A 26,795-nucleotide genomic window follows, 5' to 3' on the forward strand; every position below is an offset into this window, starting at 1 on the left:
ATTTGGATCGATCTGACCACATCGTCGCCCGGTTTCATGCGCGAATTGACTAAGGATTTCGTTGCCAAGGGCGGCAAGCCCGTGGATGCGCCGGTGACCGGTTCTGTGGACGCAGCCATTCGTGGTGACATGCCCATGTTCGTCGGCGGCGAAGACGCTCATGTCGAAGAGGCCCGCCCGGTGATTGAAGCTATGGGCGAAGTCCGAAAGGTCGGTCAATATGGCAACGGTTACGTCGCCAAGTTGGTCAACAACCAGCTTTGGAAGATCCATGCCACTGCCATTGGTGAAGCCATGGTGACCGCCAAGCTGGCCGGGATCGACCCCGATGTCTGGTGGGACGTGATGAAAGGCGGCGCGGCCGACAGCTTTGTCATGCAGCACGATGTGCCGTCGATCTTTGCAGGCCATTATGATCCGTCCTTCCCGTTGAAACTCTGCTTGAAGGATCTGGCGCTGATCAAGGAACTGATGGACGCCACCGGCACTCGCTCCGAGCTGACCGATGCCTGCCACGACCGGTTCAAGGAAGCGGGTGAACGCTATGGCGTGGATGCTGGCGAGATGACCGTCTGCAAGCTAATCGAGGAAGACGCTGGCGTCACGCTGCAGATCGAAGGCGATTGGGTCGCTCCGTGGGAAGTGCCCCACGACGCCGTGGCCTAGAAAGAAACGCGAAGCCACGTCAACGACATGGCTACCCCAATCCACTAGCAAAACCGGGCACGGGGATCACTTTAATTTCATCGGATGATAAGCGATTGTAGGTCAGCAAGGCGTTGATGATGTGAAGACCCGGCCCGTTGCGGACCTTCACCCCATAGTCTCCATGCTGCGGCGCGGCCCGTTGAAGCTGCCATTCGCCGCAAGTGCAAAATCCAAACCAGCTCGAATTGGCAAATCGCGGACTTTGCCGCCTTTTGCTTGCGCGACAATTGCTGGCACAGCATCTGCTCGTACTTGCGGTATTCCTACCTTTGCGATGCAGCACATTTCGCCAAATCGGACGTTCAAAGGCGTAGAGCTGACCCAAACCGTAACCTCACTTTCGCTGCGGTCCGGTCGGACCAGCCAGTTGCGCGGATGAGGCGCTTGTTGATGACGCTGCCCGATGATCCGACGGTCGAGATATTGGAAATTCGACATCGGATCTGCGACCGGTAGGCCGTTTGGGACCACTGAATACAGGTTGGGGTGTCGGGCGGAACAGGGCCGTGCCATGCCGCACTATGAAAGAAGCCCATGCGATGCACCAGATAAGGGGTATTGCGGCGGGCCACAGCACGCGAGGCCACGGCATAGATCGAACACGCCATTGCCCCAGCGGTAAGCGAATGCAGGGCGGCGCTGTCGGGTAACATCCACACATTCGCTTTACTTAGCGCTACTAGCAAGAGCCCCAAAGGCAACCAAAAGTAAGCCAGATTCAGCATGCGCAACAAACCGTCTTCGAGTGTAGCTTTGGACAACCAGAGCGCCAGTCGAACCGTTTCGGCTGCAGCGGCAACCGCCAGACTTGCGTAGACCCATTCGGATGTGGCCCCAAGCGTTTCCAGCAAGAGCGCCACGAGGATAGCAATAACAGAGGGATATCCGCAAAGCCGCGCCAATCTGAAGCGTCGCTCGCGAGGCGGGATGCAACTCAATTTGTTCCAGGTGAACCCCGCAACCATACGGCCGCCCACGATCGACAGAAGGACCGCAAAGCCCATAACCGAGATGAACGGCATGTTGCCACCCCGCAGCGCTGCAATCTGCACGCCGGTCATCGTCAGCGCAAACAGCGCAAATCCCACACTTTTCGAGGAGGGGGATCGCAAGGCCGCGAGCGCGAGTGTCAGCGTAACAAAGCCCATAAAGGCTCCGGTTCCTGCTGCGACCAGAGCGGGGTCGGTCCCAAATGCGCCTGCCGCGGTCAACCGTGCAACGACCCAAAGAGCCACTAGGAACACTACAGCTCGGCGAGACATACGAGCACCTTTGGACCAGCTTGGCATCGCGGTCAGCGAATAGCCGGCGAACATGGCTGCGGCGAAGCCATACACCATCTCATGCCCGTGCCAAGCCCACCGATTGCCAAGTGGCGATTGTTTCAGGTCAATCCCGGTGTCCCAGCCGACCATTCCAACCCCGACGATTGCCCAGGTCGCGCTCGCCAGAAACATGGGTCGATACGGTACCACCGCTGGATTGCTCCCGCTGCGCGATTACGCCGGATTGGCATTGGCGATGCGGCGATATCCGGCCTCGCCGTAAAAAAAGCCGTTGCTGAACGGAGCTGCGCCGCAGATCTCACGTAACATTGCTTCCGCTTCCGGCAGATCGAGTCTGCGCTCCAGCACGCTCCGGTAGACCTGTGTGACGGCCACCATATCCACCGCTTGCGGCATCAGGCGCAAATGGGTGACACCGTTACCCGTCAGCTGTGCCACTTCAGGCACGAGGTTGATATAGCTTTCGGACAGGGTCTGGATGCCATTCACCCTCAGGATCGGTTGATCGTTGCTCGTGGTCAGCGGCATCCCGTCGGCATCGTCCTCACAAACGAACCGGCAATTGTCCTTAGTGCGGCCATGCGCGCGGGCATGATAGCATCGGGCCGAGACGGCCAGCGAGGCGCGACCGAATACTTGTACCTCGACGCCCAATCCCAGATCACGTGCAGCCTGCGCTGCAACGGCGATGGACGGTGCGGGTAACTCGGTGGGCAGGGCGACATGGGTCGCGCCTTGGTCGGCCATCCATCTGATCGTGGCCTCGTTATAGGCATTCATGAAGGGGCCGATGCGATGGGGGCGTTTTCCGCGCGTATATAGTCCTGCGGCGTTGTTGATCTCGATCTCGTGACTTCCCAGCGTGGCCAGATCCTCGGTCGCCTTTCGCTCACGTTTCAGCATCACTTCGGCAAGCGAGGACAAGACAACCTGTTTGCCTGCGCACTCCAGCCGCTCGATGATTGTTGGCAATTCAGCCTCTTGGAAAGGTGCACGCTTAGAACATATCACCTCACCTAGATAAACTTCGTCGACAGGTGCCTCATCGGCGATGCGGGCGTAGAAATCGAGTCGTCGCTCGGCGGACCAGTGATAGGCAATCGGACCCAGTGTCAGTCTTGTCATCTTCGTCACCGCCATTTCTTTGTCTCGAAGGCGCCCTGCGTCTGCTTCTGGCCTTCGGTCAATGCGACGAGGTTGGCGATATTCGCTTCACGGCCCGCCCGGATATCGTCCACCGCTGCGCGAAAGGTTCTTACAACATTGCGCACATAACTTTTCGAACGCTGCCGCCCTTCGATTTTGAAGGCATGAACACCCGCTCCAATAAGCTCGGGCAACAGCCGTGAGAGGTTGAGGCTGATGGGTTCCTCAAAGGCGTAATAACCTTCGGGCCGGTGCGGCGCGGTATAACGGCCTTTGCAGATCGTGGGATAGCCCGCCTTTTCGTTCGGTTCGAAACAGTCGATAGTGAATCCGGCAAGTTGAGAAGACATCGACCCGTCCTCGTGGCGAGCATATTCCACATCCGAGGCCGGGGAACAGACGCCGTCCATGTTGGTCGATTGCCCGGTCAAGTAGTTGGTCAGGCTGCACCGTCCTTCTACCATCAGACCGTGGTTGCCAAAGATGAAGGTTTCGATCTCGCAGGGGATTTCTTTGCGGATTTGGCGAATCTCAGGGATTGTCAGGATACGTGGCAGGACAACGCGTTTCACACCGAAACTCTCGCAATAATAGCGGATGGCTTCTGGGCTGGAGGCCGCGGCCTGCACTGACAAATGCAACCGGGTGCCGGGATGATTGCGGGCGATGTAATCGGCCACCCCCATATCGGCGACGATGAACGCATCGACGCAAAACCGTGCGCCAGTATCGGCGGCCTGTTTCCAAAGGTCGACCCTACCCGCTGGCGGATAGGTGTTGAGGGCCAGAAGAATCTTCGCGCCTTTTGCGTGGGCATAGGCAACGGACTCGGCCAGTTCGTCTAGTGTAAAATTCAGGCCCGGAAAGTTGCGCGCATTGGTGGCATCCTGAAAGCCGCAATAGACGGCGTCGGCACCGGCATCGACAGCGGTGCGAAGGGCGGCGGGCGTGCCAGCGGGGCAGATAAGTTCGGCAAGGCTCATGTTTGGCCTGTATCCTCTCAGGTTGTGGTATATGAACGGCGAAGGCGCGCCAGGATTGCGCGGCCCGGTGCACCGAACATTTCGGCGGTTTCTTCGGCGATGGACCCATCGACATCGTCGAGCGCGTTTCTAAGCCGCACCACGGCTTCGGTATCCCCGGTCACCTCCAGATCACGTGAGAAGAAGGCCGCATCACCATCCTCTTCTGAATCGATCAGTTCCAGCAGCAGCATGAAGCGGCCTCGGATCGCCGCCCTGGCAACGGGCGCAAGGTCCCGCGGCACAGCGCGGAGAATCAGCGCTTGCGGATCAGGGCGTAGGTGCAATGCGAAGGGCAGTTCAACTGGGTCGATTATGAAGTCAGTTGTCTGATGTGTTCCGAGCCGGGCAAAGAGCGACGGGTGGCGTTCCGCGACGCGTCGTACCACGCGCGACAGTATCGGCTGAACTATTGCGGCCGACAGCCGCGCCACCGCATTCTGCCCGAGCAGGCGCGGGCGTTGAACGGGTCGGGAGGTGGCAGTCATGTCTTAGGTCTCTCTTTCTGTATACGGAGTGGTGTCAACCTCCGCCGCCACGCAGGGCGGCGAGGCAGATGCATTTCCATCGCTCACACCCGCGCCTCGATACGCGGAAACAGCACTTCATTTTCGAGATACATGTGCTCATCGAGATCATCGACCAGCTTGCCGAGCCCTTGATAAAGACGCCGCCAACTCCGGCAGGCGTAGCTCGGCAGTCGAAACCCATGGGTAATTGCGGCGATGCGGTTCAGCCCTGCCTCTTGATTGTCATGTGCCGCGCGTAGACCCTGAACGGCCTTTGCGGCGCGTGACGAGGGTCCAGCCTGCAGCGCAGTGAAGACGGCTTCCTCTTCTTCACGCATGTGGATTTCGAGCTCTGCGGTCATCGTCTCAAGGGTTTCGGTCAATCCATGAGGGGTGTTCGGGTCGGTCGCATGAGCCGTCTCAACTTTTCGGGCCAGAGCAACAAGGCCCGGCAACTCGCGTCGATGCGTGTCGTGGTATCGGGTCCGGATGTGATCGATCAGCGCGTCAGTCGGTGTCAAGGTTGTCGGATCTTGCATTCACGCCTCCTTTGTTAAGCGACGCGATTGGCGCGATCGCCGCATGGCACCAGGCAAGAACCGCGTTCTCTTCGGGTGGTAGTGTAGTCGTCATGCCATCCGCGAAGTGTTCGAAAGCCGCCCGATGGGCATCGGGTACACTGATCAGGACCGGTATGTCGCGCAACAGGGCCTCAACCATCAGGGCACGAAATCCGCGCCCTTCCGCCTCGCTGAGGCCGAATTTGTTCAGCACGACCAAGTCAGCCCCGTCCGAAACCAGACGCGCGGTCGCCATACCGACAGCATCTTCAAGCGCCCCAGCATCCATCCTGCAAGCGGTGGAGCCAGAGCCAAGATTTTGCGTAATCCGGGCGACAGGCCCGTCAGGCAAAAGCCACAAATCGCTGTTGCAATGGCCTGTTTTGCCCTGCGTTTTTTGCGCACGCAAGGCGCCTGCGATCCGGATATCCTTTCTCTGCAAGCGCGCAACCACGGTGGTAAGCAACCGGTCTGTTGCACCTCGGCCTTTTGCCGAAACTCCCGCAAGCCTTATCATCGGCCCTGCTGCTGCTCCACAGGCTCCGCCAGCAACGCGAGAATTGGTCGCTGCGTCTGGTGAAACAAGATCGCGATCCGGTCGACCGGAGTGACGGTTTCTTCTTGCGCGGAGGTGGCGTCATCATCTTTCATGGCCGGTCCTTTTGGGTACGATTAATCTGGGCATGATCGAATTGGTATTTGATTTGCCGAATACGCTCGGTTAATACGCAATGCAAATACCAAAACAGGATTGCGACCTTGCGCCTCACTTCTTTCACTGATTACGGGCTGCGCGTATTGATGCGCATGGCGGGGGACTCCGCACGCGCCTTTACGAACGCCGATCTTGCAGACGAGTTTCAGATTTCGCGCAACCATCTTGCCAAGGTGATCTCCGCGCTTGCCGGAGCTGGCTATCTCGAGACCCGGCGCGGCGGCAGTGGCGGGGCTACGCTGGCGCGCCCGCCGGAGGAAATCCGACTTGGCGACGTGGTAGCCTTCCTTGAAACCGGCCATGTGCTGGTGGAGTGCTTCTCACCCAATGGCGCAGCCTGCACCCTGACGCCGCACTGCCGCTTGAAGACGCGACTGGCCCAGGCAGAGGCCGCCTTCCTAGCTGACCTCAACCGAAGTACCCTGGCCGACTGCGTCTATCTCTCCGAAACCGACCGGCGGCTCCAAATCATTGATCGTTGATAATGCAGGGTTGTGTCGCAAACTTTGGCGTTGATCAGAGCTACCACTCTGATTGGGTGGATTTATCCGGCGAGCTCTGCAAATTGACGGAATCCGCTTGTCGAAGGTCCAAGCGGTTTTGTCGCAAACTCGTACTCAGCGCAAAAATATCCTAACGACTGAGGTTATCAATGAGGAAATGTGAATTGGATATTTATGAACAGGTTCAGGCCGTGGCTTAGACGCTGGCGACCGAAATGCTGGCAGACGGGACATTCCAGGATGTGATTGCCGAGGTCAAAACCGAGCACGAACGTCTCAGTTTCATCGCGGCATACGTGATACACAGGTTCAGGGATCAAAAGTGAGGCGGCCCGGAAATTGCAAGAAGAGCTCGACGAAAAAGCCCTGGAGGCCACCAACTTTCTGAAGGCGCTTGCGCATGAGCACCGCCTTGCAATTCTGTGCCATCTCTTGTCAGGAGAGAAATCAGTCTCTGAACTACAGAAACTGGTTTCTATTCGGCAATCTGCGGCGTCGCAGCAATTGGCCAGACTGCGCCTGGAAGGTCTGATCGCAGCGCGACGCGAAGGCAAATCGATCTACTACAGGATAGAAGATGAAAGAGTATTGAGTTTGATTTCGGTGCTTTACCAGCATTTTTGTGGTGACGATGACTAGAAATGGGGCACGCGAATGAAACACGAAACCGCAATTCAAAGCGCCTCAGCCATGCGCCAATGATACGGGTCCAAAGGCCGCTGCGCGCGCTATTTGGGGTCCTTTGCAGTTCGGCGCGAATTGACACTCTAAGGGGCTCAGGCTAAGCCGCCGTTCATCCAGAGCGCGGCGGATTCAACGAACGAGCCCATTCTGCACTATGGCGCGGTGCACCAACCTAGAGACCAGGTTGCAGGAGCGGACATTCATTGGGCAACGTCTAAGCGTAGGTCTGCACGAACGCGGACATAGAACGAGAGTGTATCGTGCGCGAAGAATGACGAAGCTGCGGCGAACCCTAGCGCGTTTGACCTTTCTGCATGGTCAGTCTCCAGATCTACCCGTTGAGAACGAATTACCGTACGTTGCTTTTGGCAGGTTATTTTTCGCGGGGAAATTCCGGGACCCCTGCGGCTTTCGCGGCTTCATACAGCCTCGTACGATTTTCCTCGGATTTCCAAGTATCAAGATACCGCCATTCCGTTAGATTGAAATCCGGATTAGTTTCCAAATATTGCTCCACGAGCGCAGCGACATCTTCTGGCCTGTCAAGCAGCGAATAGGTCGCCGCCAAGAAAATTTTAGCCTGCCCCCTCGGTTTAATAGATGTTTTCGTCCAAAGGCGCACGACCTCTTCGTAGTTTCGGTTCATGAATTGCGCCAGAGCCAGAAACGAGACATCCCGGTATGTCTCCACGGGACTAAGACGTTTGGCGATCAACAGATAGTCCACGGCACTTGCGGCGTCCCCTGCAAACTGGAGATAGAAACCCATAAAGAGGTTAGCCTCGTAGCCGTTAGGTTCGAGGACAAGTGCCTGACGCACAGCGTCGACGGCTGCATCTGCGTCGCCGCTGGCGACATACACGCCTCCCAGAGCAATGTGCCCCCACGCAAAATCCCTGTCGAGTTCGATTGCCTTTCTGGCAAATTCTAGTGCCCGTGACAGGTGGGTTGATGGCGTGTCAGTGTATTGGAAACGCACCTGCACCGAAAGGTTGAAGGCGAGCCCGGCGTAACCACCTGCAAAATCCGGGTCCAGTTCGATCACCTGCTCAAAGAGTTTCTCGCCGCGCAGGATATTGTCCCTGCTTGGCACATCGACTGTGCGGCGCGCCTGCAAGAAAACATCGTAGGCGTCGATATTTGTTGTGTACTTCTGGTACAGCCTCTCGTTCTCGTTGGCTTTGAGTGTTACCGACAGGGCTCTTGCCACCTGCCGCGCGACCTCGGACTGAACCGCAAACACATCTGTGACGTCGCGATCATAGCGCTCGGCCCAAATGTGCTCTTCGGTGGCCGCGTCTATGAGCTGTGTTGTGATCCGAATCTTCTCGTCGGTCCGCCTGACGCTGCCCTGCAGCACATAGCGCACACCCAGGTCTGCGGCGATCTGACGAACATTCGTTGCCTGTCCTTTATAGGTGAAGGCCGAATTCGGTGCGATTACGAAAAGCCCGGATATTTTCGACAGATCGGTAATGATGTCCTCAGTAACACCGTCGGAGAAATACTCCTGCTCCGCGTCAGCAGACAGATTGTCAAAGGGAAGGACGGCGATTGATGGTTTGTCGGACAACGCCAAAATTGCGTCAGCTGGATCGGTCGACCCGGCTTGATACCACCACAATAGGCCACCACCAAAAAGTAGGCCGGTAATCACAATGACGGCTGACACGCGCCAAAGCAATTTCCGACTCGGACGACTGATTGCTGCCGGTGGGCTGCCGTCCAAGAGAACCTTGAACACCCAAACAGGCCGAGAGATGTTTTTGACCTCGACCTCGCCCAGGTCCTGCAGAGGATAGTCAAACTTGTCGCGCACCTGATCGCGAGCCGCTCGCGAAATGCAGACTCCGCCGGGATCGGCCAAACCCTCCAGTCGTGCCGCGACGTTCACACCGTCGCCGAAGACGTCGTCATCTTGCGCGATCACGTCGCCAAGATTGATTCCAATTCGAAACAGAATCTGCTTGTCCTCGGGCATTTCGGCGTTTCGGGGTCGCATGCCTTCCTGTATCGCGACCGCACACCGCACCGCGTCCACAACGCTCGCGAACTCAACCAACAGTCCATCACCTGTGGTCTTAACCAGGCGACCTCGATGCTCGGCGATGCACGGGCCGATGAGGTCTTTGTGATGGGCGGTCATCGCAGCGAGTGTGCCTTCCTCGTCCTCGCCCATCAACTTGGAGTATCCCTCTACGTCAGCAGCGAGAATGGCGGCAAGGTGGCGTTTGGGCTTTGCGTCGGTCATTCTTGAGGTTCACTTCCCCGGAGCATCCAGGCGGAAGTGTGGAGCAATCGCCGTAAAATGTACATCGGGCCGCAAAATCCCTGTCGAGCGTCATCCGTATGCCGTGACAGGTGACGAAACTTCTTAAAGCGGCGCATCCTTCCAGTAGCCCGAATGGCAGGTTTCGGGATCAGCCGAGAAGATTGAACCGTTGGCTCAAAGGCAGCAAGGTCCGCGTCTGTTGAGTTCCGACATGGTGCAGCGAAGGTCGATGTTTCCCGAACCAGCCTTTCGTGCCAATCACGGCGAAGGTGTCAGGAAAGCCCACTTTGATCGATGCTGCGCGGTGCCCCAATGACGGCGACGCGCAGATAGCACCCTTTGCAAAGTCACGTTTCACTGTGCCGCGTTCCCATCCGGGACGGCCCATTCCGAACCTTCACTCACTTTCTGCAGTGCTGCGGTGCGGCGCGCAGCATTTCAGTTATCAGGACGACTGTACTGCGGACAAACCCGCCGTTCACTTGTCTGGGCTCAATGACTATTCGCCAAGCCCAAGCGGTAACTCGCTGCAGGATCTGACATTCAAAGCGAAATATTAGACAACATCGTTCGCGCAGTTCGGAAGACGGATGGCTGTCGGGGTCGGCATTAAGATCGGCGCTGAACATCTCCCCAAAAACCCTGTTGAAACCCTTTCGCATTAGAAACGTCAGCGATCGGCTTCTTCCTCTTCACTCCTTCACATCCTGCTTTAGCAGAAACTGATTCTTGAAATTCTTCAGCCCCGGCATAACGTCGGCATTGGCGATATCGTCACTCGCATGGATTTCATGCTCTAGAAATTCCTTCAATGCTTCACCGTCGTCACTGACCAATTCAATGATCAGGTCGTAACGTCCCGCGACCCACAGGATGAAAACAACCCTTGGGTTTTTTTCAAGGCGCTTCGCCACCTGGCGTGGGGTCACGCCAGCGGCCACATTCAACCCGATCATCGCGTCGGTTGTGTATTCTGTGGCCACCGGATCCGACATCGCAACGATCCGCAACATGTTGTTGTCTCGCAGACCGCTCACCCTGTTGCGGATGGTTCCTTCGGACACATTCAACTGCTGTGCAATTTCCGAAAAAGCCATCCGACCATCTTGCTGCAACAGCCGGATGATCTGCTGGTTCAAGTCATCCTTTGGGGACCTAATGCTCTGTGCGGAGGCGCGCACGTTTGATTGCTTTTTGACTGCCATATACCCGATGCTCGATTGCTGCATTCGTAGCTGAGACTAGATGAGGACATCGAAATTCGCAATTCTCTCCTAAGAATTCTGTGGCAGGAAGTGCAGAAAACGACATCTTTTGCCCTCGACACCGCAGCTTCCAAGGACCGTGACGCGGGCCTATTGCCAAATTTTCTGTAAAATCCCGCTGAAATTGCGGCTCTCGCAATCCACACGACCTGGTTATTCGAAATTCGCACTTCCATGCCGTTTTTTGACCAGATTATTTCTGATTCGTGCCCCAAAATCCCAGAATATTCGCGAAAATCGAAAGAATATTAGGCGGCTAATGCGATATTCGCAGTCGAAACTTCAATTCCCGGCGCGGCGGGACAGTGTCCGCAAGTAGGAAGACCGCGAGAAACGGTAAAACCATGCGCCTGTCGTTGGACCGACGGGTACAGGTGGCAGTGTCGAAGGGAGGACAAATGACAATTGCCGAGGATAGAACTCAGGCCATTGGAGGGCCTCAGCACGGGCTGACCGCCGGGGCGTATCGCAGCGAAGAGTTCTGGCAGCGGGAATGCCAGACTGTCCTAGCCAAGAACTGGGTGTTCATCGGGTTTGCCCATCAGATGGCTAACCCCGGTGATGCTCATCCGGTTACCTGCGCAGACTTACCACTGCTGGCGGTGCGCGGTCGTGACGGCGACATCCAGGTGTTTCACAATGTTTGCTTGCACCGGTGTATGACATTGGTCGACAAGGCCAAGAATGTCGGCAAGTTGATCCGCTGCCCCTATCATGCCTGGGCCTATGATCTGGATGGCCGCTTGCGGGCTGCGCCGCATTTTGCCGGAACCGGAAAGCAGGAGTTCGACGGATTTGATATCAAAAAGCACCGGCTGAAGCCTGTGCGCACCCATGTCTGGCATGATTGGATTTTCGTCAATCTGGATGGGAACGCGCCTGATTTCGAAGACTATGCCGCGCCTTTGATCAGCCGGCTGGAGGGGATGGATTTCACCAGAGTGGAACCAATTGGCCTGCTCGACTTTGGTGAGATTGGCACCAACTGGAAGCTGATCATGGAGAACTTTATCGAGCCCTACCACGTTCAGTTTGTCCATGCCTCAACCACTGATCAACCATTGGAAAACCACTATACTATCACCGATGGCACCTGCATCGGCAGCGCGGTGGATCTGAACGAAGAGTTGGGCACATCCGGCAGTCTGGGTGTCAGCTCTCGCTATCTGACCCTGTACCCCAATTTCATTCTGGGCCGCTATTTTCCGGATCAGCTGGGCGTCTATCTGAACGTGCCCATTGGTCCCGGAAAGATGCGCCAGTACCGAGCACTTTACACGACAGAAGGCCAGGAACTGAGCGCCGAGGAAGTACAAGCCCTCAGAAACCTTTGGTGGGATGTCCACAAGGAAGATCACGAGATGGTCGAACGCATGTTTGAGGGCCGCAAATCCCCGGTCGCCGAGGATGGGGGCCTGTTGTCGCCCGCTTGGGAGGACAGCGTCCGCGCCTTTCAGGATCTGATCGAGCGCGACGTGGCCGGTACTTAAGCAAGAAGGAACAATATCGATGAACAAGTCCATATCCAAAGGGTTTCGTCTGGCCCATACGATGATGCGGGTCACCGACATGGAGAAGTCACTGGATTTCTATTGCGGAATTCTTGGTATGGAAGTGCAGCGGCGCACGGACTACCCCGAAGGCAAATTCACCAATACCTTTATCGGCTATGGGCCCGAGGCCGAGTTTCCCACGCTGGAGCTGACCGCCAATTGGGATCAGGGCACGCCTTATGACAAAGGCGACGGCTGGGGTCACATCTGCATCGAAACGCCAGATGTTTATGCCGCGTGCGAACAGCTGGCTGCGGCCGGGGTAAACATCACCCGCCCACCGGGGCCAATGAAAAACGGCACAAGGGTCATCGCCTTTTGCGAGGACCCTGACGGTTACAAGGTCGAATTGAACGAATCCATACTGAAACACCTGGCACAGGAAGGCTGACCAAATGGGTGACACACCTCAACTTTTCAAATTCGATCTGGTTCAAAATCGCTACAACTCGATGGGCGACAGCGACACTTACATCAAACCGATGGTGACCAGCGAATTCAGCAAGTCCATGTGCGGCGGTATCAACGTCCTGAACAACATCAAGGTGCCGTGGGATCTGACCTGCGACGAGATCATTTATTGCCTTGAGGGCACGTTCCGACTGGTTTGCGACGGCAAAAGCTATGTTTGCAATCGTGGTGATGTGCTGTTTGTCCCGAGGGACAACCACATCTCCTACGAGTCGGACGGCAAATGCGTGATCTTCTATGCCGCCTACCCTCACAACTGGAAACAGCTTGCCGGGATCACGCAGGTTCCGGGCATCGACCCTGACGATTTTGTCCCCGGCTGAACATCTTAACCGCTGAGCGACAGAACAACCGAAACCAGCACCAACACTGAGGGATCACCCTCGGTGAACCAAATCTGATTGCCATTCGATGGGAGAACGCCGAATGCCCAAGGACAATGCCAGCACCCGCATCTACTACGAGACTATCCATGACGCTGTCGAGCGTAACCGCCCGCGTATCGCAGAGGTACGGCAACGTCTGGAGGAGGCTGGCGTCAAATACGTGATGGCCGCCTGGATTGACCTGCACGGTATTCCAAAAACCAAACCCGTACCGATGAGTGATTTTGAACCGCTATGCCTCGGGAAAGGACCGCAATTTGCGGTGCATTCGATTTCTTACGTGCCCGAACTCAGCCCTGCCGACAGCGATCAGGTCGTGGTGCCGGATCTCGATGCCGTCTATGTCTGCCCGTGGGATACTTCGATGGCGATCATCTTCTCGGACCTCTACTGGGAAGATGCGCCCTATAATGTCTGCCCGCGTCAGGCCCTGAAACGTGCCATGCACGAGGCTGCGCAGGAAGGGTACACAGGTTATGCTGGGGTCGAGCCTGAATTCATTGTGATGAAATACGACGACGCCGGTCAGCCGGTGAAGGCGTTTGACGACTACCCTGCAAGCGGCCTTCGGCCCCGCCGTCAGGCGTTTGGCTATGACGTTGAATACTCGATCGACTCGATGGCGTTTCTGAAAGACATGATCGACATCATCGAGGGTCTGGGTTGGAACCTGCATGACGTGGTGGCCGAGGGTGCGTATTCGCAGTTCGAGCTGGATTTCCACTACACCAACATGCTGGAAATGTCTGATCGGCTGGCATTCCTGCGCATCACCCTGAAAGAAGTCGCAAAAAAGCACGGGATGTTCATCACTTTCATGCCGAAACCGACAGTGGGCGATTGGCGGTCTGGCGCGCATATCAACATGTCGATGCAGCATGAAAGCCGTCCGGGAGAGAACATTTTCGAAACGCCGGATGGCGATTGGAGTGACGAAAGCCGCTGGGCAGTTGGCGGACTGATGCAGCATGCAGAAGCAATCACCGCGATCACCTGTCCGACGGTGAATTCCTATAACGGTCTGGTGCCACGTGTTGGCGGCTTTGAAGGCGGCACGGTCACATGGGCCCCGACAAATATCACCTACGGCTTCAACAACCGATCCGCCCAGTTCCGCCTTCCGCAAAGCCGCCACTGCATCGAAAATCGCGCCTGTGACATGACAATGAATATCTATCTCGCGATGGCGATGCACTTGAGCTGCGGAATAAAAGGCATCAAAAACAAGATCGATCCGGGCAAACCAACAGATTTTGATTTGTACTCAAAGACTGAATCCGAGCTTGCCGAGCTCGGTATACGCAGGCTTCCGCGAACTTTGTTCAACGCTATTGAGGCTCTGCGTCATGACGAGATGGCCGAACATGTGATGGGGCGCGTGATGCGCAACTCCTATCTCGAGTACAAGAACGACGAATGGGAGCGCTATCACCAATCGGTCACTGACTGGGAAGTGCAAGAGTATCTGAGGCTGTACTGAAAGATGGTCGTGGATGAGTTTAGGACATTCGACCTTGGAGACTTCCCGCTTCTATCGGGTCAGGTTTTGCACGACGCTAAACTTGCCTATCAAACTTACGGCACGTTGTCGGCCACCCGCGACAATGTCATCGTCCTACCGACCTTCTATACGGGGACAAATACTCGGAACGAAGGGTTCTTCGGCCCCGGTCGCGCTATTGACCCAAGCCGCCACTTCATCGTCAGTCCAAATCTGTTCGGCAATGGCCGTTCGTCTTCGCCCTCGAATACGCCCTCCCCTCAAGACGGCCCGCGATTTCCGTTGGTGCAGATGTGGGATAATATCGCGGCGCAGCATCGGTTGATCCAAGATCACCTCGGCATCGAAAAGATCGCGCTGGTCGCCGGCTGGTCAATGGCGGGCTGTCAATCCTATCAATGGGCGGCGCAATACCCGGATATGGTTCAAGCGATCTTGCCTTTCTGCGCCTCGGCCAAAACCTCAACGCATAATTTTGTCTTCCTCGAAGGGGTCAAGGCCGCCCTTTGCGCGGACCAGAATTGGAACGGCGGCAATTATGACAGCCCGCCCGAGGCAGGGCTCAAGGCCTTTGGTCGGGTCTACGCAGGCTGGGCTTTCTCTCAGACCTTTTACCGCGAGAGGCTTTATGAGCAGCTCGGATTCCGATCCATTGAAGAGCTGATGCAAGATTGGGAACAGGACCATGTACAGAGCTGGGATGCCAACAATCTACTGGCCAAGCTTGCCACCTGGCAGGCTGGCGACATCTCTGCCGGGCCACTTTACAATGGGGTTTACAAACTGGCGCTGGGTGCCATCAAGGCGCGTGCCATCCTGATGCCCTGCACTCAGGACCTCTATTTCCCTCCTGAAGACAATGAAATTGAGGCCCACCACATGCCTAACGCCATCTTCCGTCCTTACGACTCGCCATGGGGTCATTGCGCCGCCAATCCTGGCAATGACATGGGCTTTTCGTCACAGTTGGATGTCAATATCCGCGAACTTCTGGAGGGGTAAGGTATTTTGAGTAAATGAAAAATCGCACTCATTCATTAGAGCCTAGTATATTCCTTAAAGTTAAGAGCAGCAATTCGGCAACAGAACTGCAATCGCAGTGGATTAGCTATAGTTACGCTCTGGGTAATTCGTTCGATGTTGCCAAGTCCGCATTACTGCGCATAACAGACGTCGATGCCAGTCGCGGCATTCGAAACATTGGGCTCAGAGCCGACCCCGGAGGCAGCGCAGCTTCTGCCAGTTTCGCAGAACTAGCATCGTAGCGGACGGCCCATAAGAGACATTCATCGTAAGTGCCGCCGCCGCACTGCAGCTTCACCAGACCGGCCATTCGCTGCGCAAGCAACGTCAACGGGCGGATTAAGGATCAAGTCGCGGACTGAGCCGACTTTCGTTTTTTGCTCCTATCATTTTTACTGATGCAGAATAGGTGCGGTGGCGCGGCGCGCTTGTTGTTGCGAAGCAGCGAATTTACCGGTTGCGGTCATTCAAAAGCGCGGATTGAGACAAATCCCAAAATCACGCTTCGTTGCGTGCGAGGTTGGTAGGCATCTCATCTGTTCTTCTGCCAAACGCTTTCGCGTCATGAGTCTTCCACCTTTGAATAGACGAAGGTGGAAATTTCCGCTTCGCAATGTTCGGGAAATTGAGGAAAAGGTCGGCACGGATCAGTGCTTATCTCCTAGAGACCAGCAATCACTCGCGGGCCCGTCGACTTTTTTTACTAGGTCGCGCGCCTTGCCTCTGGGTATCCGCGTGACGATAGGCATGCACTAAAACATGACGCGAGAACACGCGGCTGTTCCAGTTTGTGACAATGTTACCGTGGTATGATGAGTATTTCTCTTCCGCTTCTATGGTTTTCTCTCCGTATATCCCATCGATCTCGCCGGGGTTAAAACCAGCAGCCCTTAGGCAAAGTTGCCGAGCTCGAATGACAGAAGCCGGTTGATCAATTTCACCTTGGTTTCCCACAAGGTCGGAAATCGCTTCATCCATTATTTCCTCGAAAGCACCAGGTATCCATGCATCCACCGTGCAACTATAAAACTCACCCGTTAGTCCGTTCAAAATGTACTCGTTGCTTCTATGACCGTCGGATACGGAAAACACGGCGGCAGTTATCAAGGAGGCGATTACTGCATTGGATATCTGACCTAAGTCCGGAACGTTAACTGTAAGAAATCTACTTTGAAATAAGCTTCCAGTCTCGGAGTGGGCGACAGAGATCGAGCCAGATATCTTTACTTCACCAATTTCGAGCGCAAATGATTGGTCGTCCAGAAATGAGACGCCAACTCTTTCAAAGAGCTTAAGCTGCTGCACTACTAAAATACGGGGGTCACGCTCAAGGTCGTCGCTTCGGCTTGCAAAAAAGTCAGATACTGCAAATCGTGGCAGCCCAACAAGTGGAGTTATTACGCGTACTATCGCCTCAATGCATACAGCTCGATGAATAACGGTTGAAACTATTTCCAGGTGTGCCTCGGAGGACTGCTCTCGGTCTTTAGATTGCAGGACGATTAACTTGAACGGAACTATTAACTTTACAATCGCAACCGGGCGAGTTGACGTGACAGTGGTTACCATAATGATCCAGTCTCAAAGAAGATAGCGTACGGGGATTTCTGTAAAATAAGAAACAGGTTGATTCAGGATGCGCTGACATTGCTTGTGTAGGCAAGTTTAACTTAGGGGTTAACCTATCAAGCGCGGCACCAATGGGCGGTTTTCCCGCCGCCACTCAGCGGAGCAGACTTTTGCGCAGTTGCAGATTTTTGCACGCTGTGAGCGCGCGCAGCGCGCAACAAAAATGATCGCCATGGGCTCTCAGCAGACATTCGAGAGTTCACAAATAGGAGCGCCTGATGTCCGCTCTGCGGGACTTTCTCGACGTTCGCTGCGGCTGCGCAAATGGCGTCTTTGGATGAATGGGCCGGGTCACAAACGGTGGTTAATGACCTCGCCAGAACCCCCCGATACTACTTCATGGCGCCAGGAATTTGTTGAGAGGCGCAGGCTGAGTTCGGATTGGGAATTCTGAATCTTAACTTCCGTCCGTGAATGATTGCCTGAAGGATCCGTTGAACGGGCCGCGTGAACTGCTGGGAATCGAGGACGAGCGCGCGCGCCAGAGGGATCAGGAGATCGAGAACGACCGCGAGATTGATCGTGATACGGATCTAAGTCACTAGCCAGCAGAACGGCACCGCAAAAGATTGGGGCTATAGGTCAACTTGAGATCAAAACGTTATGCCTCCAATGTCCTCCGTAACAATTCAACATCTTCCAGTATTTGGGTATCGGTAAGCTTCAACTCTTCAATCCTTTTGACGCAGTGCATCACGGTGGTGTGGTCGCGACCTCCAAATCTTCTACCAATTTCTGGCAAAGATCGGTTGGTCAGCATTTTGGCGAGGTACATTGCAACTTGTCGAGGTCGCGCGAAACCGCGGACCCTTTTTGGACCGACAAGGTCAGTCAGCCGGACATTGTAGTGTTCAGCCACTTTTCTTTGAATTTCCTCAACTGTAATTTTCCTTTCAGAAGCTCGAAGAACATCCGAAAGGCAATCCTGAGCTAGTTCCAAATCTACCTTGCGGCCAATGAGAGAACTGAAGCCACAAAGTCTTGTCAGCGCCCCTTCGAGAACCCGAACGTTTGACGAAATCCGATGAGCCAAGAACTCTAAGACGTCATCCTCTATGTTCAAATCTGGATAGACATCAAGATACTCTTTAACTTTCCTGTGTAAAATCGCAAGGCGGAGTTCATAGTCCGTTGGATGCAAGTCAACAACCAAGCCACACTGCAATCTAGACTTAATACGGTCTTCTAAGTCTGCTATTTCGCCAGGTGCTCGATCGCCAGAGATAACGATCTGCTTATTCTGATCAACCAAGAAGTTGAACGTATGGAAGAACTCTTCCTGAGTGCTGTCTTTTCCGGCAATGAACTGAACGTCGTCCACCATTAGAACATCTACTGATCTGAACATCTCTTTAAAGCCGATCATATCTCTGTCGCGCATTGCAGTAACAAATCGATACATGAACTGTTCCGCAGAAATATATAGCACATTTGCTTCTGGCTTGCGGTCTGAAATGTCCCATGAAATAGCATGCATGAGATGAGTTTTTCCCAGCCCTACACCACCATACAGGAAGAGGGGATTGAATGTTGTTACATCGCTTTGCGAGACTCGCTCTGCAGCAGCGTGAGCTAGCTCATTTGGCTTTCCAACGACAAATGATGAGAAAGTAAATCTTCTATCTAGAGAGTTTCTTGCGATTTGGGGCTTCTTTGTTTCAACTATTTCTCGTGTGTGGTTATCTTGGGGTTCTACTTTTCCTATCGTCCGACGAGTAGGCCGATCAGCAGAAATTGAAATTCTTGAAATACTGTGACCCAGGCTCGCTAAGACGGATATTATTTGATCACCGAAGTTCTGCGATACATAATTTGCAATAAATGCAGTCGGGGCCGTGCATTTAAGAATGCCATCTTCGATAAACATATTACCGATAGGGTCGATCCAAGTTCGATAAATATTGTCGCCTAGTGAGACTGCTAATGCATGTTTAGCTTTTTCTGCATCATTGGCGTTCAAAAGTGATGGTTGGGACTTCGCTCTTGGCAACGTGGAGGCGAAGCGGGACTCTGTTTCTTTTATGGGCTTTTCTGTATCAGTCCCTGACGCACTCCCTTCCAACGTGGGCCGCTCGACTAGTGAACTGTCTGTTACCAAACTCTGTGAAGTAAATTCTGGCAGCGTCTTGGGCCGGGAGGCAATGATCTCGGCAGCAAAGCGAAATTGGACCTTGGCATTGTTCATTAGCGCACCACGGAACGATACGTCGGATAGGTCACTATTGGAGAAATCTAAGTCCCGCCAGTCACCAAACTCGAAGAAGCGTGAGGTGTCTAGACCAGCGTTTCTTATTGCAAATACGGGGTCTTCGAGGTTGTCGTTTAGAATATCGACTATGATATCGGAGGTTGCTTTGTCTAAGATTATCTCGGACATCAGGATTTGCTCTGTGATAAGATGTAACGGCGTCTCGTACCATTCTCGGTGATACGATGACGCAAGACTTGTTCGATCAATCGTGAACGCGCCAACTCACGATCCTTATTGGACAATTTCCTTACCTTTTGCGTGGTTTCATCGAGTGAAATGTTCGGGAAAATGTCTCCTTCAGATACTGAAATTGAGACCCCAATAGATGTTGATGCAGACTCATTGTTTGCTAGTCGTAGGTTTTCAAACCGAGCTTGAAGTACTTGATCTGATATCGATGATGGCTGTACTCTCCATCTTGGAACTTCATCATCATCGTCAATAGATATTACTGCGCCGCTAGCTTGGCCCAGAGTCGCAGCCTCGCCAGGGCTGAGATGTGTAAGAATGGGGTGCAGACTAGTGCTGGACTGTACAGAGATACTCGCCTCGCGAAGGCCATAGCGCACCGTTCCGATGCGCGTGGTTTTGTCTTTTGGAGCCGGCTTCTGTTTCGCTTGACTTAACCATACGTCCTTAGCCGACGATAGCGAAAATTGTAGCTCAGCAACATTCAATTCAATGAGGCCGGAGTTGGTCGGGCACGGGACGAGCGTTGCCTTTCCTAGCCTCACCATTTCTGTAGCGTTTACAGGTAACTGTTGAAGAAACCCGTTTGACGTCACATCAACATTCGTAAGCATCCAAATTGCCCAACATACATCAAATCTTATGCGGGTGGTTGGCTTCCCAACGCCTAGACGCCAGTTAGACCAACCAGAGCGTCCGCTGGGGATCTTCAGATTTCGTGGGGACTTGTCTCGGGCCAAGTCGAGGCTCTGTTCAACAGCTTGGCAGAAGAGACTTGCTGAATTAGTAGCGCTGTTGCGAGGCGCGCGCCCCCTAGAAGCACACCATTGATCAAATGCGTATGCGGCCCTCTTTCGGTCCACGTCTACCAAGCGCAATGGATCGCCTTGATGTTCAAATTGAGAGTTCATGTCCAAATTTCAGACGGTCGTGCCGCAGATGCAATCGAAAATTGCCGCTTGTCAAAAAAAATGGACGTTAAGATTTAACTTTGGACGTTATCTCATGCTTAAGGACGCCAACAAAACCAACTTTGGACGATAGCGACAGTATTTCTCTCGGTGTCCGGTGGAAAAGTGGAGAGGAATGACATGAACAAACGTAAGATTACTTGGCTTTCGCATAACGAGCCCAAGGTTATTCAGGTGGTTTCGTTTGCCATTTTTTTGATTGGCTTAATCTGTGGCAATCTGTGGTTATTGATGGACGGAAACGAATTTGTAATAATTTCAGTGGTTTACAGGGTAGTATTCAAGGCCGTGTCATTGTTTCGCACAAAGGTACGGGCCGGAAGTAGCCGTCCAGCGACGTCTGTCCGGGATGATTTGAAAGATAAGGAGCGAGGAAAAAACGGTTCGTCCTTTGGCAAGAGTTGATCTGTGGATAAGTGTGTTAACATTGACCCTAGTTGTTCTTGGACGGCTCACCTAGCTGCTAGCCAACTCAAAATCTTGGTCATATCCAATAAGCAGAAACGGTCGTTGTTGTCATCGACGGCGATGCGTCCACAGGCAAAAAATCTTGCACTACAAACCTTTGGAAAAACTTGCTTGATTTTGGCATGTTTTGTCCTCGGCTTGAAAAGCCGAAATTGGCGCACGGTGCAGCACCCGGTACTTTGGGCTGATTTTGTTGAAAAACTCATGCTTGGTCGTTTGTGGATCTGCTGATTCAATTCTCTCAATGAGCGGGAGGATTGGGGATGATGGGACCGAAGCAAGAAGCGCAGGCAGCTTTGTTCTACGAGTTTTCGCTAGAGGATCACGTCCCCCATAATCACTTGGTGCGGTCGATTGATCGGTTTGTTGATCTGACGGGCATCCGCGCGCATCTGGCGGATTTCTACAGCCATACGGGTCGTCCCTCCATTGACCCAGAACTTCTGATCCGGATGCTTTTGATCGGATATTGCTTCGGCATTCGATCAGAGCGGCGGCTTTGCGAGTAGGTGCATCTGAACCTCGCATATCGGTGGTTCTGCCGCCTCGATCTGGCTGACCGCATCCCGGATCACTCAAGCTTTTCCAAGAACCGTCATGGTCGCTTCCGGGAAAGCGACCTGCTGCGTCATGTCTTCGAGACGACCGTTGCTCGCTGCATGGAAGAGGGGTTGGTTGGTGGCCAGGGCTTCGCGGTCGACGCGAGTTTGATCAGCGCCGATGTTCAGAAGCAGAACTCGAGCAATCCCGAGGAGTGGGCCGCCCGCGTGATCGATCCCGCTGACGCGCCGCGTGCCGTGCGCGAGTATCTCGACACTTTAGATGACGAAGCCTTCGGGGCGGCGACCACAGCCAAGCCCAAGTTCACAGCCCACGCCGATCCCGCCAGTCAATGGACAGCAGCGCGCAAAGGCCCCGCGTTCTTTGCCTATTCCAACAATTACCTCATCGATACGGACCACGGCATCATCGTCGATGTGGATGCCAGCCGGTCGAACAAGACCGCAGAGGTCGGCGCGATGCGCAAGATGCTCGACCGCACCGAAGAGCGCTTTGGCGTGAAACCCGATTGGATCGCGGCAGATACAGCCTACGGGTCTTCCGACAATCTGGTGTGGTTGGCATTGAAGCGACAGATCCTTCCCTTCATCCCAGTCTTCGACAAGGGCGAGCGGACCGATGGCACATTCTCCCGCTCAAACTTCACTTGGGACGATGAAAACGACCGCTACATCTGCCCCGGTGGCAAAGAGATGTGGCATACATGGCGGACCTATTCTGATCCAAAACGGAATGCCCCAGTTTGGAAATCCAGAAACTATCGGACACTGAAATCAGACTGCACAGGATGCGAGCTGAAGGCAAAGTGCTGCCCCAACGCTGAAACGCGTTCGGTCCATCGCGATAAATATGAGATCGTCAGAGACTTTGCTCGCCAATGCACCACCTCAGACTTCAACCCCAAGGCTCAGGCACGACGAAAAAAGGTCGAGATGCTCTTTGCCCACCTCAAGCGCATCCTCGGCCTGGGACGGCTCCGATTACGGGGGCCATGCGGCGTTCAAGACGAGTTTACCCTCGCAGCAACCGCCCAAAACCTCCGGAAACTGGCCAAACTCAAGCCTATGACGCCCGCCGCAAGTTGAAGCGGTAGCTACGCTTCAAACATCTGAACGAAATCAAACCGATACCCGAAACAAACGCATCCAAATCAAAGACTTTTTCAACAAAATCGGCTCTGAGCGGCCTGTCGCCGCGATCCGCTCGAATGGCCGGTTCATGTTGCCGAATGTCTGGGCCCCTCAAAGCGTTCGGCGCCAACGCTGACTTTCCAGACCTTAAAAACCGCAACGAACGGTTGATAAAAGGATACTACAACTCTTGCTGCCGTGTCTAATCAACGTCGGTAGGAAAGATAGCGGGCGAAGCCGCCGATGTCTGTGTGTACAGATGCTTTTCACGCTGTCCTTTCCTTTTGTCCGTCAGCAGCCGGTAGAGCGCAAAAAGGCCCAACAGACTAAGAATTGCACCGATGAAAAGAAAGAGGCCACCTGGTTGGTCATCTTGCATAAACAATGATGCTGTGATCGGTCCGACAGTTGCTCCAATCGAGAATGCTAAAAGCAAACCCCCGCTTGTTTCCACCATGCGTTCGTTCGAAACGACGTCATTTGCGTGAGAAATGCAAAGAGCATAAACCGGAACCATCAATGCACCGTGGCAACCTGCAACTACAAAAGTTGGGACCCCCTCCGGAACAATATCGAAACCAATAATGAGACCCGTTATGACCGTGCCAAATGCTGTGAACGAAATAACGATCCGCCGATCAATTCGATCAGACACCCAGCCAAGCGGCCATTGAGAAACAGTTCCCCCCAACACAAACGCTGCCATCAACAATGCTACATCGGCCGTCCCCATGCCGCGATCCTGTGCGAATACAGGTCCGAGCGACCAAAAAGCCCCCTCTACGGTCCCGGCTAGCAAACAACCGACAACGCCCACAGGCGACACCTTGTAAAGCGCGTTGAGATTAAGCCTGGCAGAAGGCACCGGAGATGGTGCAGGTGTTGGGGTCAAGCTGATCGGGACAATGGACAGGCAAATCAGGATGGCGACCAAGATGAACAAAGTCGCATCCAATGTGTCAAAGGAATTGACCATAAGCTGCCCCGCCATAGTGACGATATTGGTAACAATAATGTAAATAGAGAGCGTGCGCCCCCTGTTTGCATTGCTTGTGCTGTCATTCAGCCAACTTTCGACAACAATATAGAGAATCGCCAAACAGGCGCCGCTGAACAGGCGAAGAACACCCCAAAAAGTAACATCAATGAACAGTGGAAAGGCGAGGATAGAAGCCGTCAGTAAGGCCGTGATACCCGCAAACGTTCGCGCGTGACCGACGCTCATAATGATCTTGGGGCCAAGAAAGCACCCGATTGTGAAACCACCAAAGTATGCGGTACCTAGCCAGCCGATCAGCGCGCCTGAATACCCTTCCTGTGTGGCACGTATTGGTAACAGGGTCTGGAACAGCCCATTGCCTGCAAACAGGAGCGCCGCGCAACTGAGTATCGCGACAATGGTTACTGATGTTGACGAGCGGGAGGTGATCATTCGGGATGTTCTTTCGAGCGCATGTAATCGCCCAGTCATCACCGAGGCTCTCGAATGAAGCAAGCGTTTGTGTGAAAACCTACATCCATTCTTACGGCAGAATTTGACGTTTTGGGCTCACTGCCGCCGTCGGAGTGGTTGCAGCATCATGTGGTATGGTGGTCAAGCCAACGTTGGGTTGGTGAGGTTGCGGATCGTGGTGGATGGGAGGAACCATCATGACCATCGTCAACTTACCTGCCATTCGTGCCCTCAGACCGGCCTGGAACAAGGGGCGTGTCGTCGGCCAGAAACGGCCGTTGTTTCCAAAACATGTGTGGGCAATTCGGGTGCGCCTGGAGACCACCGAAAATCACCGCGACCTGGCGCTCTTCAACCTGGCCATCGACAGCAAGCTGCGCGGTTGCGATCTTGTGAAGCTGAAAGTCGCGGACATTTACGCGTCCGGACAGGTGAAGGAACGTGCCTCAATCATCCAGAGCAAGACCCAGCGACCGGTCCGGTTCGAGATCACCGAGGGCACGCGCAAGTCGATCATGAAATGGATGGAAGATCCGTTGATGATCGGGTCCGAGTATCTCTGGCCCGGGAGGTTTCACGAACGGCTGCACATTTCGACTCGGCAATATGCACGTCTCGTGCGCGAATGGGTCAGCTCGATCGGGCTCGACCCGACTTCGTTTGGCACGCATTCGATGAGACGAACGAAAGTCGCGCATATCTATCGCAAGACGGGTAATCTGCGCGCGGTTCAGTTGTTACTGGGGCATACAAATGGACAGCACCGTTAGATATCTGGGCGTTGAACTCGAAGATGCTCTGGCTATCTCAGAATCCGTTGAAATCTAAGCACAAGGGCCGTCATCGCGGGCGGCCCAGAGCCGACATCCAGCACCCAATCGAGATGCTGCGGTAGCAACCCGCATTCCTGCCATTCGCCGCAGACGCGAAATCACGTGCAATCCGAACAGGAAATCTGCGGACAAAGTCATCTTTCGCTGCACTTGTGCCAATGTCTGCTTTAGCGGCTTTAGAAGAATCAAATACGGTCGATTCTGCTGATGACAGTTAAGTATGGCATTAGGTATGTGGGCTGCTCCTTGTGGGGCAGCCCAGCACCGACGAAATCAGGTGAGCATCTGTTTAAGCTTTGGAACCCGCGAAAGTAAGAATGCGTCCAAGGTCAGCACTGCCAGAAGCGTCAGCCCAGCGAGAGGGAAGGCCATAGAGACGGCCAGCCCCACTAGAACGGCACCTTGCCACAATGGCATGTCCTTCGGCATTGGGGGCGCGGCCAGACGTGGCGTCCCTGCCGGACGGCGTTTCCACCAAAGAACAATCGAGCTTACCGACAAGAAGATCACGGCCAAACAGAACACCGTGTTTGCCAACACGCTCCACAGTCCCATTGTACCCATGTGCAATGCGATACCTACAGCCATGAACTTGGCGAAGAGCGAGTAATCGTCGTACCGCACGTCAGCCAAAATGTTACCAGAGTAGCGGTCGATATGGACGGTGCGGTCGGCAGTCGGGTTTGGTCCGTCATTGCTCATCGAATCGTGGCTGAGTGTCCAAACGCCGGTCTCGCCCTGTGGCAACGACAGTTGGTAGCGGTCGGTGAACCCAATTTCGCGGGCAAACCGGTCCACCGTGTCGAGCGTGAGCGGGTTGGATGGATCGATACCTGCTTCACCTACTACTGACCCGGACGCAGGCATAGGCGAAAGTTCCAAGGCCCAGGGCACTTCCTTGATGCCGCCGTTCATACTGGCATGCGTTTGATCCGACAGGGGCGCGCCCCACTTCTCGGCGGGAAACTGGTTCCAGGCTTGCATCATTTTTTCACCCCAGACCCCCGCCCAGGACAGGCCGGATACAAGAAAGAAGATGAGAACAATGGAGGACCAGATCCCGACTGTGCCATGCAGTGCCTTCCAGAGGGAACGACCGCGACCAAAGGTGGGGATCAGCGCTCGCCGCCAAGAATGCTGACCACGCGGCCACCATATGTACAGGCCGGTGGCGACAAGAACCATGCCAAGCGAGGCTGCAATCTCGATCATGCGGTCTCCCGTCACGCCTAGAATCAGGCTGCCATGGATATTGTCTGCAAGATCATAGACACCCTTTCGCCGGGCATACTCGGCAAGCACCTCTCCCGTGTAAGGATCAATCGTTACCATGATCGGCCCTTCCGTCCCGTCCACGCGGAAGACAGCCGCAACATCATTCGCGCGCGGGGCGATGTATGTCTTCAACTCTCCGCCCGGTACGGCGTCCTCTGCCGCTTGGGCTTGTTGAGACACGGCGATGGCCGCGTCTTGCGAAACGACAGGATAACGCTCGCCATCACGTCCATTTAGGAACGCGAGCCAGAGCATCAAAAGTCCCGTGACCGCAAGCATGATGAAGAAGGGAATGACATAAAGACCAGCGTAAAAATGCCAGCGCCATGCCGCGAAGTAGAGTTTGTTTGCGCTGCCCTCGGACTGCGCAGGTGTATCGGTAATAGTCATTTAGTGGCCTCCAAGCACTATCGTGCCGCATCCAGCGGGAT

At 54.4% G+C, this 26,795-nt stretch carries 23 protein-coding genes and 2 pseudogenes; 11 read left to right on the forward strand and 14 right to left on the reverse strand.

The window, feature by feature from the left end:
• On the forward strand, window positions 1-666 hold a 666-nt coding region (locus tag AC2FLE_RS20960; protein WP_496699522.1), incomplete at its 5' end, for an NAD(P)-dependent oxidoreductase.
• A 344-nt stretch (window positions 667-1,010) separates the two neighbouring features.
• On the opposite strand, the gene AC2FLE_RS20965 is transcribed toward AC2FLE_RS20960, so the two are convergent.
• From AC2FLE_RS20965 to AC2FLE_RS20995, 7 genes are all read right to left on the reverse strand, one after another.
• Window positions 1,011-2,165, reverse strand: coding sequence for an NnrS family protein (locus AC2FLE_RS20965; protein ID WP_496699524.1), 1,155 nt, complete (start codon window positions 2,163-2,165; stop codon window positions 1,011-1,013).
• A 42-nt stretch (window positions 2,166-2,207) separates the two neighbouring features.
• Window positions 2,208-3,119 (reverse strand): ubiquinone anaerobic biosynthesis protein UbiV, encoded by a 912-nt coding sequence (gene ubiV, locus AC2FLE_RS20970; protein WP_496699526.1) that lies wholly within the window; start codon window positions 3,117-3,119, stop codon window positions 2,208-2,210.
• A 5-nt stretch (window positions 3,120-3,124) separates the two neighbouring features.
• Window positions 3,125-4,123, reverse strand: a complete 999-nt coding sequence (gene ubiU / locus AC2FLE_RS20975) for a ubiquinone anaerobic biosynthesis protein UbiU (RefSeq protein ID WP_496699527.1) — start codon at window positions 4,121-4,123, stop codon at window positions 3,125-3,127.
• A gap of 17 nt (window positions 4,124-4,140) precedes the next feature.
• Window positions 4,141-4,650: a ubiquinone anaerobic biosynthesis accessory factor UbiT gene (gene ubiT, locus AC2FLE_RS20980; protein ID WP_496699529.1), complete on the reverse strand. Its 510-nt coding sequence runs from the start codon at window positions 4,648-4,650 to the stop codon at window positions 4,141-4,143.
• Between the two features lie 83 nt (window positions 4,651-4,733).
• Window positions 4,734-5,210, reverse strand: a complete 477-nt coding sequence (locus AC2FLE_RS20985) for a hemerythrin domain-containing protein (protein WP_496699531.1) — start codon at window positions 5,208-5,210, stop codon at window positions 4,734-4,736.
• Window positions 5,179-5,748 carry a DUF2478 domain-containing protein gene (locus AC2FLE_RS20990; protein WP_496699532.1) on the reverse strand — a complete coding sequence of 190 codons (570 nt, stop codon included), beginning with the start codon at window positions 5,746-5,748 and terminating at the stop codon, window positions 5,179-5,181. The genes AC2FLE_RS20985 and AC2FLE_RS20990 overlap by 32 nt, the downstream gene beginning before the upstream one ends.
• On the reverse strand, window positions 5,745-5,882 hold the full coding sequence (locus tag AC2FLE_RS20995; RefSeq protein WP_496699533.1) for a hypothetical protein: 138 nt from the start codon (window positions 5,880-5,882) through the stop codon (window positions 5,745-5,747). The genes AC2FLE_RS20990 and AC2FLE_RS20995 overlap by 4 nt, the downstream gene beginning before the upstream one ends.
• A 108-nt stretch (window positions 5,883-5,990) precedes the next feature.
• Here AC2FLE_RS20995 and AC2FLE_RS21000 point away from each other — a divergent pair, with 108 nt between their 5' ends.
• Both AC2FLE_RS21000 and AC2FLE_RS21005 read left to right on the forward strand, forming a co-directional pair.
• Window positions 5,991-6,428 (forward strand): Rrf2 family transcriptional regulator, encoded by a 438-nt coding sequence (locus tag AC2FLE_RS21000; protein WP_496699535.1) that lies wholly within the window; start codon window positions 5,991-5,993, stop codon window positions 6,426-6,428.
• Window positions 6,429-6,788: 360 nt separating this feature from the next.
• Entirely contained in the window at window positions 6,789-7,088 is a 300-nt protein-coding gene (locus AC2FLE_RS21005; RefSeq protein WP_496699537.1) for an ArsR/SmtB family transcription factor, read from the forward strand.
• A 418-nt stretch (window positions 7,089-7,506) separates the two neighbouring features.
• Here AC2FLE_RS21005 and AC2FLE_RS21010 read toward each other — a convergent pair whose 3' ends face one another.
• Together AC2FLE_RS21010 and AC2FLE_RS21015 are read right to left on the reverse strand one after the other, a co-directional pair.
• On the reverse strand, window positions 7,507-9,384 hold the full coding sequence (locus tag AC2FLE_RS21010; protein WP_496699538.1) for an adenylate/guanylate cyclase domain-containing protein: 1,878 nt from the start codon (window positions 9,382-9,384) through the stop codon (window positions 7,507-7,509).
• A 713-nt stretch (window positions 9,385-10,097) separates the two neighbouring features.
• Window positions 10,098-10,544 carry an Lrp/AsnC family transcriptional regulator gene (locus AC2FLE_RS21015; protein WP_496699540.1) on the reverse strand — a complete coding sequence of 149 codons (447 nt, stop codon included), beginning with the start codon at window positions 10,542-10,544 and terminating at the stop codon, window positions 10,098-10,100.
• Between the two features lie 524 nt (window positions 10,545-11,068).
• On the opposite strand from AC2FLE_RS21015, the gene AC2FLE_RS21020 reads away from it, so the two are divergent.
• From AC2FLE_RS21020 to AC2FLE_RS21040, 5 genes are all read left to right on the forward strand, one after another.
• On the forward strand, window positions 11,069-12,160 hold the full coding sequence (locus AC2FLE_RS21020) for an aromatic ring-hydroxylating oxygenase subunit alpha (RefSeq protein WP_496699542.1): 1,092 nt from the start codon (window positions 11,069-11,071) through the stop codon (window positions 12,158-12,160).
• Between the two features lie 19 nt (window positions 12,161-12,179).
• Window positions 12,180-12,614 carry a lactoylglutathione lyase gene (gene gloA, locus AC2FLE_RS21025; protein ID WP_085823161.1) on the forward strand — a complete coding sequence of 145 codons (435 nt, stop codon included), beginning with the start codon at window positions 12,180-12,182 and terminating at the stop codon, window positions 12,612-12,614.
• A gap of 4 nt (window positions 12,615-12,618) precedes the next feature.
• Complete coding sequence (locus tag AC2FLE_RS21030; RefSeq protein ID WP_496699544.1) at window positions 12,619-13,017, forward strand: AraC family ligand binding domain-containing protein; 399 nt, start codon at window positions 12,619-12,621, stop codon at window positions 13,015-13,017.
• Between the two features lie 103 nt (window positions 13,018-13,120).
• The gene (locus tag AC2FLE_RS21035; protein ID WP_496699546.1) at window positions 13,121-14,560 is read left to right on the forward strand and encodes a glutamine synthetase family protein; all 1,440 of its coding nucleotides are present in this window, start codon (window positions 13,121-13,123) and stop codon (window positions 14,558-14,560) included.
• 9 nt (window positions 14,561-14,569) lie between these two features.
• Window positions 14,570-15,583, forward strand: a complete 1,014-nt coding sequence (locus AC2FLE_RS21040; protein WP_496699548.1) for an alpha/beta fold hydrolase — start codon at window positions 14,570-14,572, stop codon at window positions 15,581-15,583.
• Window positions 15,584-16,279: 696 nt separating this feature from the next.
• On the opposite strand, the gene AC2FLE_RS21045 is transcribed toward AC2FLE_RS21040, so the two are convergent.
• The 3 genes from AC2FLE_RS21045 to AC2FLE_RS21055 form a co-directional block, all read right to left on the reverse strand.
• Window positions 16,280-17,173: a peptidoglycan-binding domain-containing protein gene (locus AC2FLE_RS21045; RefSeq protein ID WP_496699549.1), complete on the reverse strand. Its 894-nt coding sequence runs from the start codon at window positions 17,171-17,173 to the stop codon at window positions 16,280-16,282.
• Between the two features lie 661 nt (window positions 17,174-17,834).
• Window positions 17,835-19,193: a chromosomal replication initiator protein DnaA gene (gene dnaA, locus AC2FLE_RS21050; protein ID WP_496699557.1), complete on the reverse strand. Its 1,359-nt coding sequence runs from the start codon at window positions 19,191-19,193 to the stop codon at window positions 17,835-17,837.
• A gap of 416 nt (window positions 19,194-19,609) precedes the next feature.
• Entirely contained in the window at window positions 19,610-20,287 is a 678-nt protein-coding gene (locus AC2FLE_RS21055) for a hypothetical protein (protein WP_496699550.1), read from the reverse strand.
• 477 nt (window positions 20,288-20,764) lie between these two features.
• On the opposite strand from AC2FLE_RS21055, the gene AC2FLE_RS21060 reads away from it, so the two are divergent.
• Both AC2FLE_RS21060 and AC2FLE_RS21065 read left to right on the forward strand, forming a co-directional pair.
• Entirely contained in the window at window positions 20,765-21,049 is a 285-nt protein-coding gene (locus AC2FLE_RS21060; protein WP_496699552.1) for a hypothetical protein, read from the forward strand.
• Window positions 21,050-21,375: 326 nt separating this feature from the next.
• Window positions 21,376-22,758: pseudogene (locus AC2FLE_RS21065) on the forward strand (transposase).
• 247 nt (window positions 22,759-23,005) lie between these two features.
• On the opposite strand, the gene AC2FLE_RS21070 reads toward AC2FLE_RS21065, so the two are convergent.
• On the reverse strand, window positions 23,006-24,235 hold the full coding sequence (locus tag AC2FLE_RS21070) for an MFS transporter (RefSeq protein ID WP_496699554.1): 1,230 nt from the start codon (window positions 24,233-24,235) through the stop codon (window positions 23,006-23,008).
• Window positions 24,236-24,453: 218 nt separating this feature from the next.
• On the opposite strand from AC2FLE_RS21070, the pseudogene AC2FLE_RS21075 reads away from it, so the two are divergent.
• Window positions 24,454-25,084 (forward strand): annotated as a pseudogene (locus tag AC2FLE_RS21075) (tyrosine-type recombinase/integrase).
• Window positions 25,085-25,362: 278 nt separating this feature from the next.
• Here AC2FLE_RS21075 and AC2FLE_RS21080 read toward each other — a convergent pair.
• Entirely contained in the window at window positions 25,363-26,754 is a 1,392-nt protein-coding gene (locus AC2FLE_RS21080; protein WP_496699556.1) for a PepSY-associated TM helix domain-containing protein, read from the reverse strand.
• Between the last annotated feature and the right edge of the window lie 41 nt (window positions 26,755-26,795).

It is taken from the genome of Ruegeria sp. CDSA077 (genome assembly GCF_059612265.1).

What these genes read in the sequence shown, in the direction of transcription:
- AC2FLE_RS21055 (WP_496699550.1), bottom strand. Translation starts at nt 20,287, where the DNA reads ATGCTTACGAATGTTGATGTGACGTCAAACGGGTTTCTTCAACAGTTA.
- ubiT (WP_496699529.1), bottom strand. Translation starts at nt 4,650, where the DNA reads ATGACTGCCACCTCCCGACCCGTTCAACGCCCGCGCCTGCTCGGGCAG.
- AC2FLE_RS21080 (WP_496699556.1), bottom strand. Translation starts at nt 26,754, where the DNA reads ATGACTATTACCGATACACCTGCGCAGTCCGAGGGCAGCGCAAACAAA.
- AC2FLE_RS20990 (WP_496699532.1), bottom strand. Translation starts at nt 5,748, where the DNA reads ATGATAAGGCTTGCGGGAGTTTCGGCAAAAGGCCGAGGTGCAACAGAC.
- AC2FLE_RS21020 (WP_496699542.1), top strand. Translation starts at nt 11,069, where the DNA reads ATGACAATTGCCGAGGATAGAACTCAGGCCATTGGAGGGCCTCAGCAC.
- ubiV (WP_496699526.1), bottom strand. Translation starts at nt 3,119, where the DNA reads ATGACAAGACTGACACTGGGTCCGATTGCCTATCACTGGTCCGCCGAG.
- AC2FLE_RS21045 (WP_496699549.1), bottom strand. Translation starts at nt 17,173, where the DNA reads ATGGTAACCACTGTCACGTCAACTCGCCCGGTTGCGATTGTAAAGTTA.
- ubiU (WP_496699527.1), bottom strand. Translation starts at nt 4,123, where the DNA reads ATGAGCCTTGCCGAACTTATCTGCCCCGCTGGCACGCCCGCCGCCCTT.
- AC2FLE_RS21010 (WP_496699538.1), bottom strand. Translation starts at nt 9,384, where the DNA reads ATGACCGACGCAAAGCCCAAACGCCACCTTGCCGCCATTCTCGCTGCT.
- AC2FLE_RS20965 (WP_496699524.1), bottom strand. Translation starts at nt 2,165, where the DNA reads ATGTTTCTGGCGAGCGCGACCTGGGCAATCGTCGGGGTTGGAATGGTC.
- gloA (WP_085823161.1), top strand. Translation starts at nt 12,180, where the DNA reads ATGAACAAGTCCATATCCAAAGGGTTTCGTCTGGCCCATACGATGATG.
- AC2FLE_RS21070 (WP_496699554.1), bottom strand. Translation starts at nt 24,235, where the DNA reads ATGATCACCTCCCGCTCGTCAACATCAGTAACCATTGTCGCGATACTC.
- AC2FLE_RS21030 (WP_496699544.1), top strand. Translation starts at nt 12,619, where the DNA reads ATGGGTGACACACCTCAACTTTTCAAATTCGATCTGGTTCAAAATCGC.
- AC2FLE_RS21035 (WP_496699546.1), top strand. Translation starts at nt 13,121, where the DNA reads ATGCCCAAGGACAATGCCAGCACCCGCATCTACTACGAGACTATCCAT.
- AC2FLE_RS20985 (WP_496699531.1), bottom strand. Translation starts at nt 5,210, where the DNA reads ATGCAAGATCCGACAACCTTGACACCGACTGACGCGCTGATCGATCAC.
- AC2FLE_RS21060 (WP_496699552.1), top strand. Translation starts at nt 20,765, where the DNA reads ATGAACAAACGTAAGATTACTTGGCTTTCGCATAACGAGCCCAAGGTT.
- AC2FLE_RS20995 (WP_496699533.1), bottom strand. Translation starts at nt 5,882, where the DNA reads ATGAAAGATGATGACGCCACCTCCGCGCAAGAAGAAACCGTCACTCCG.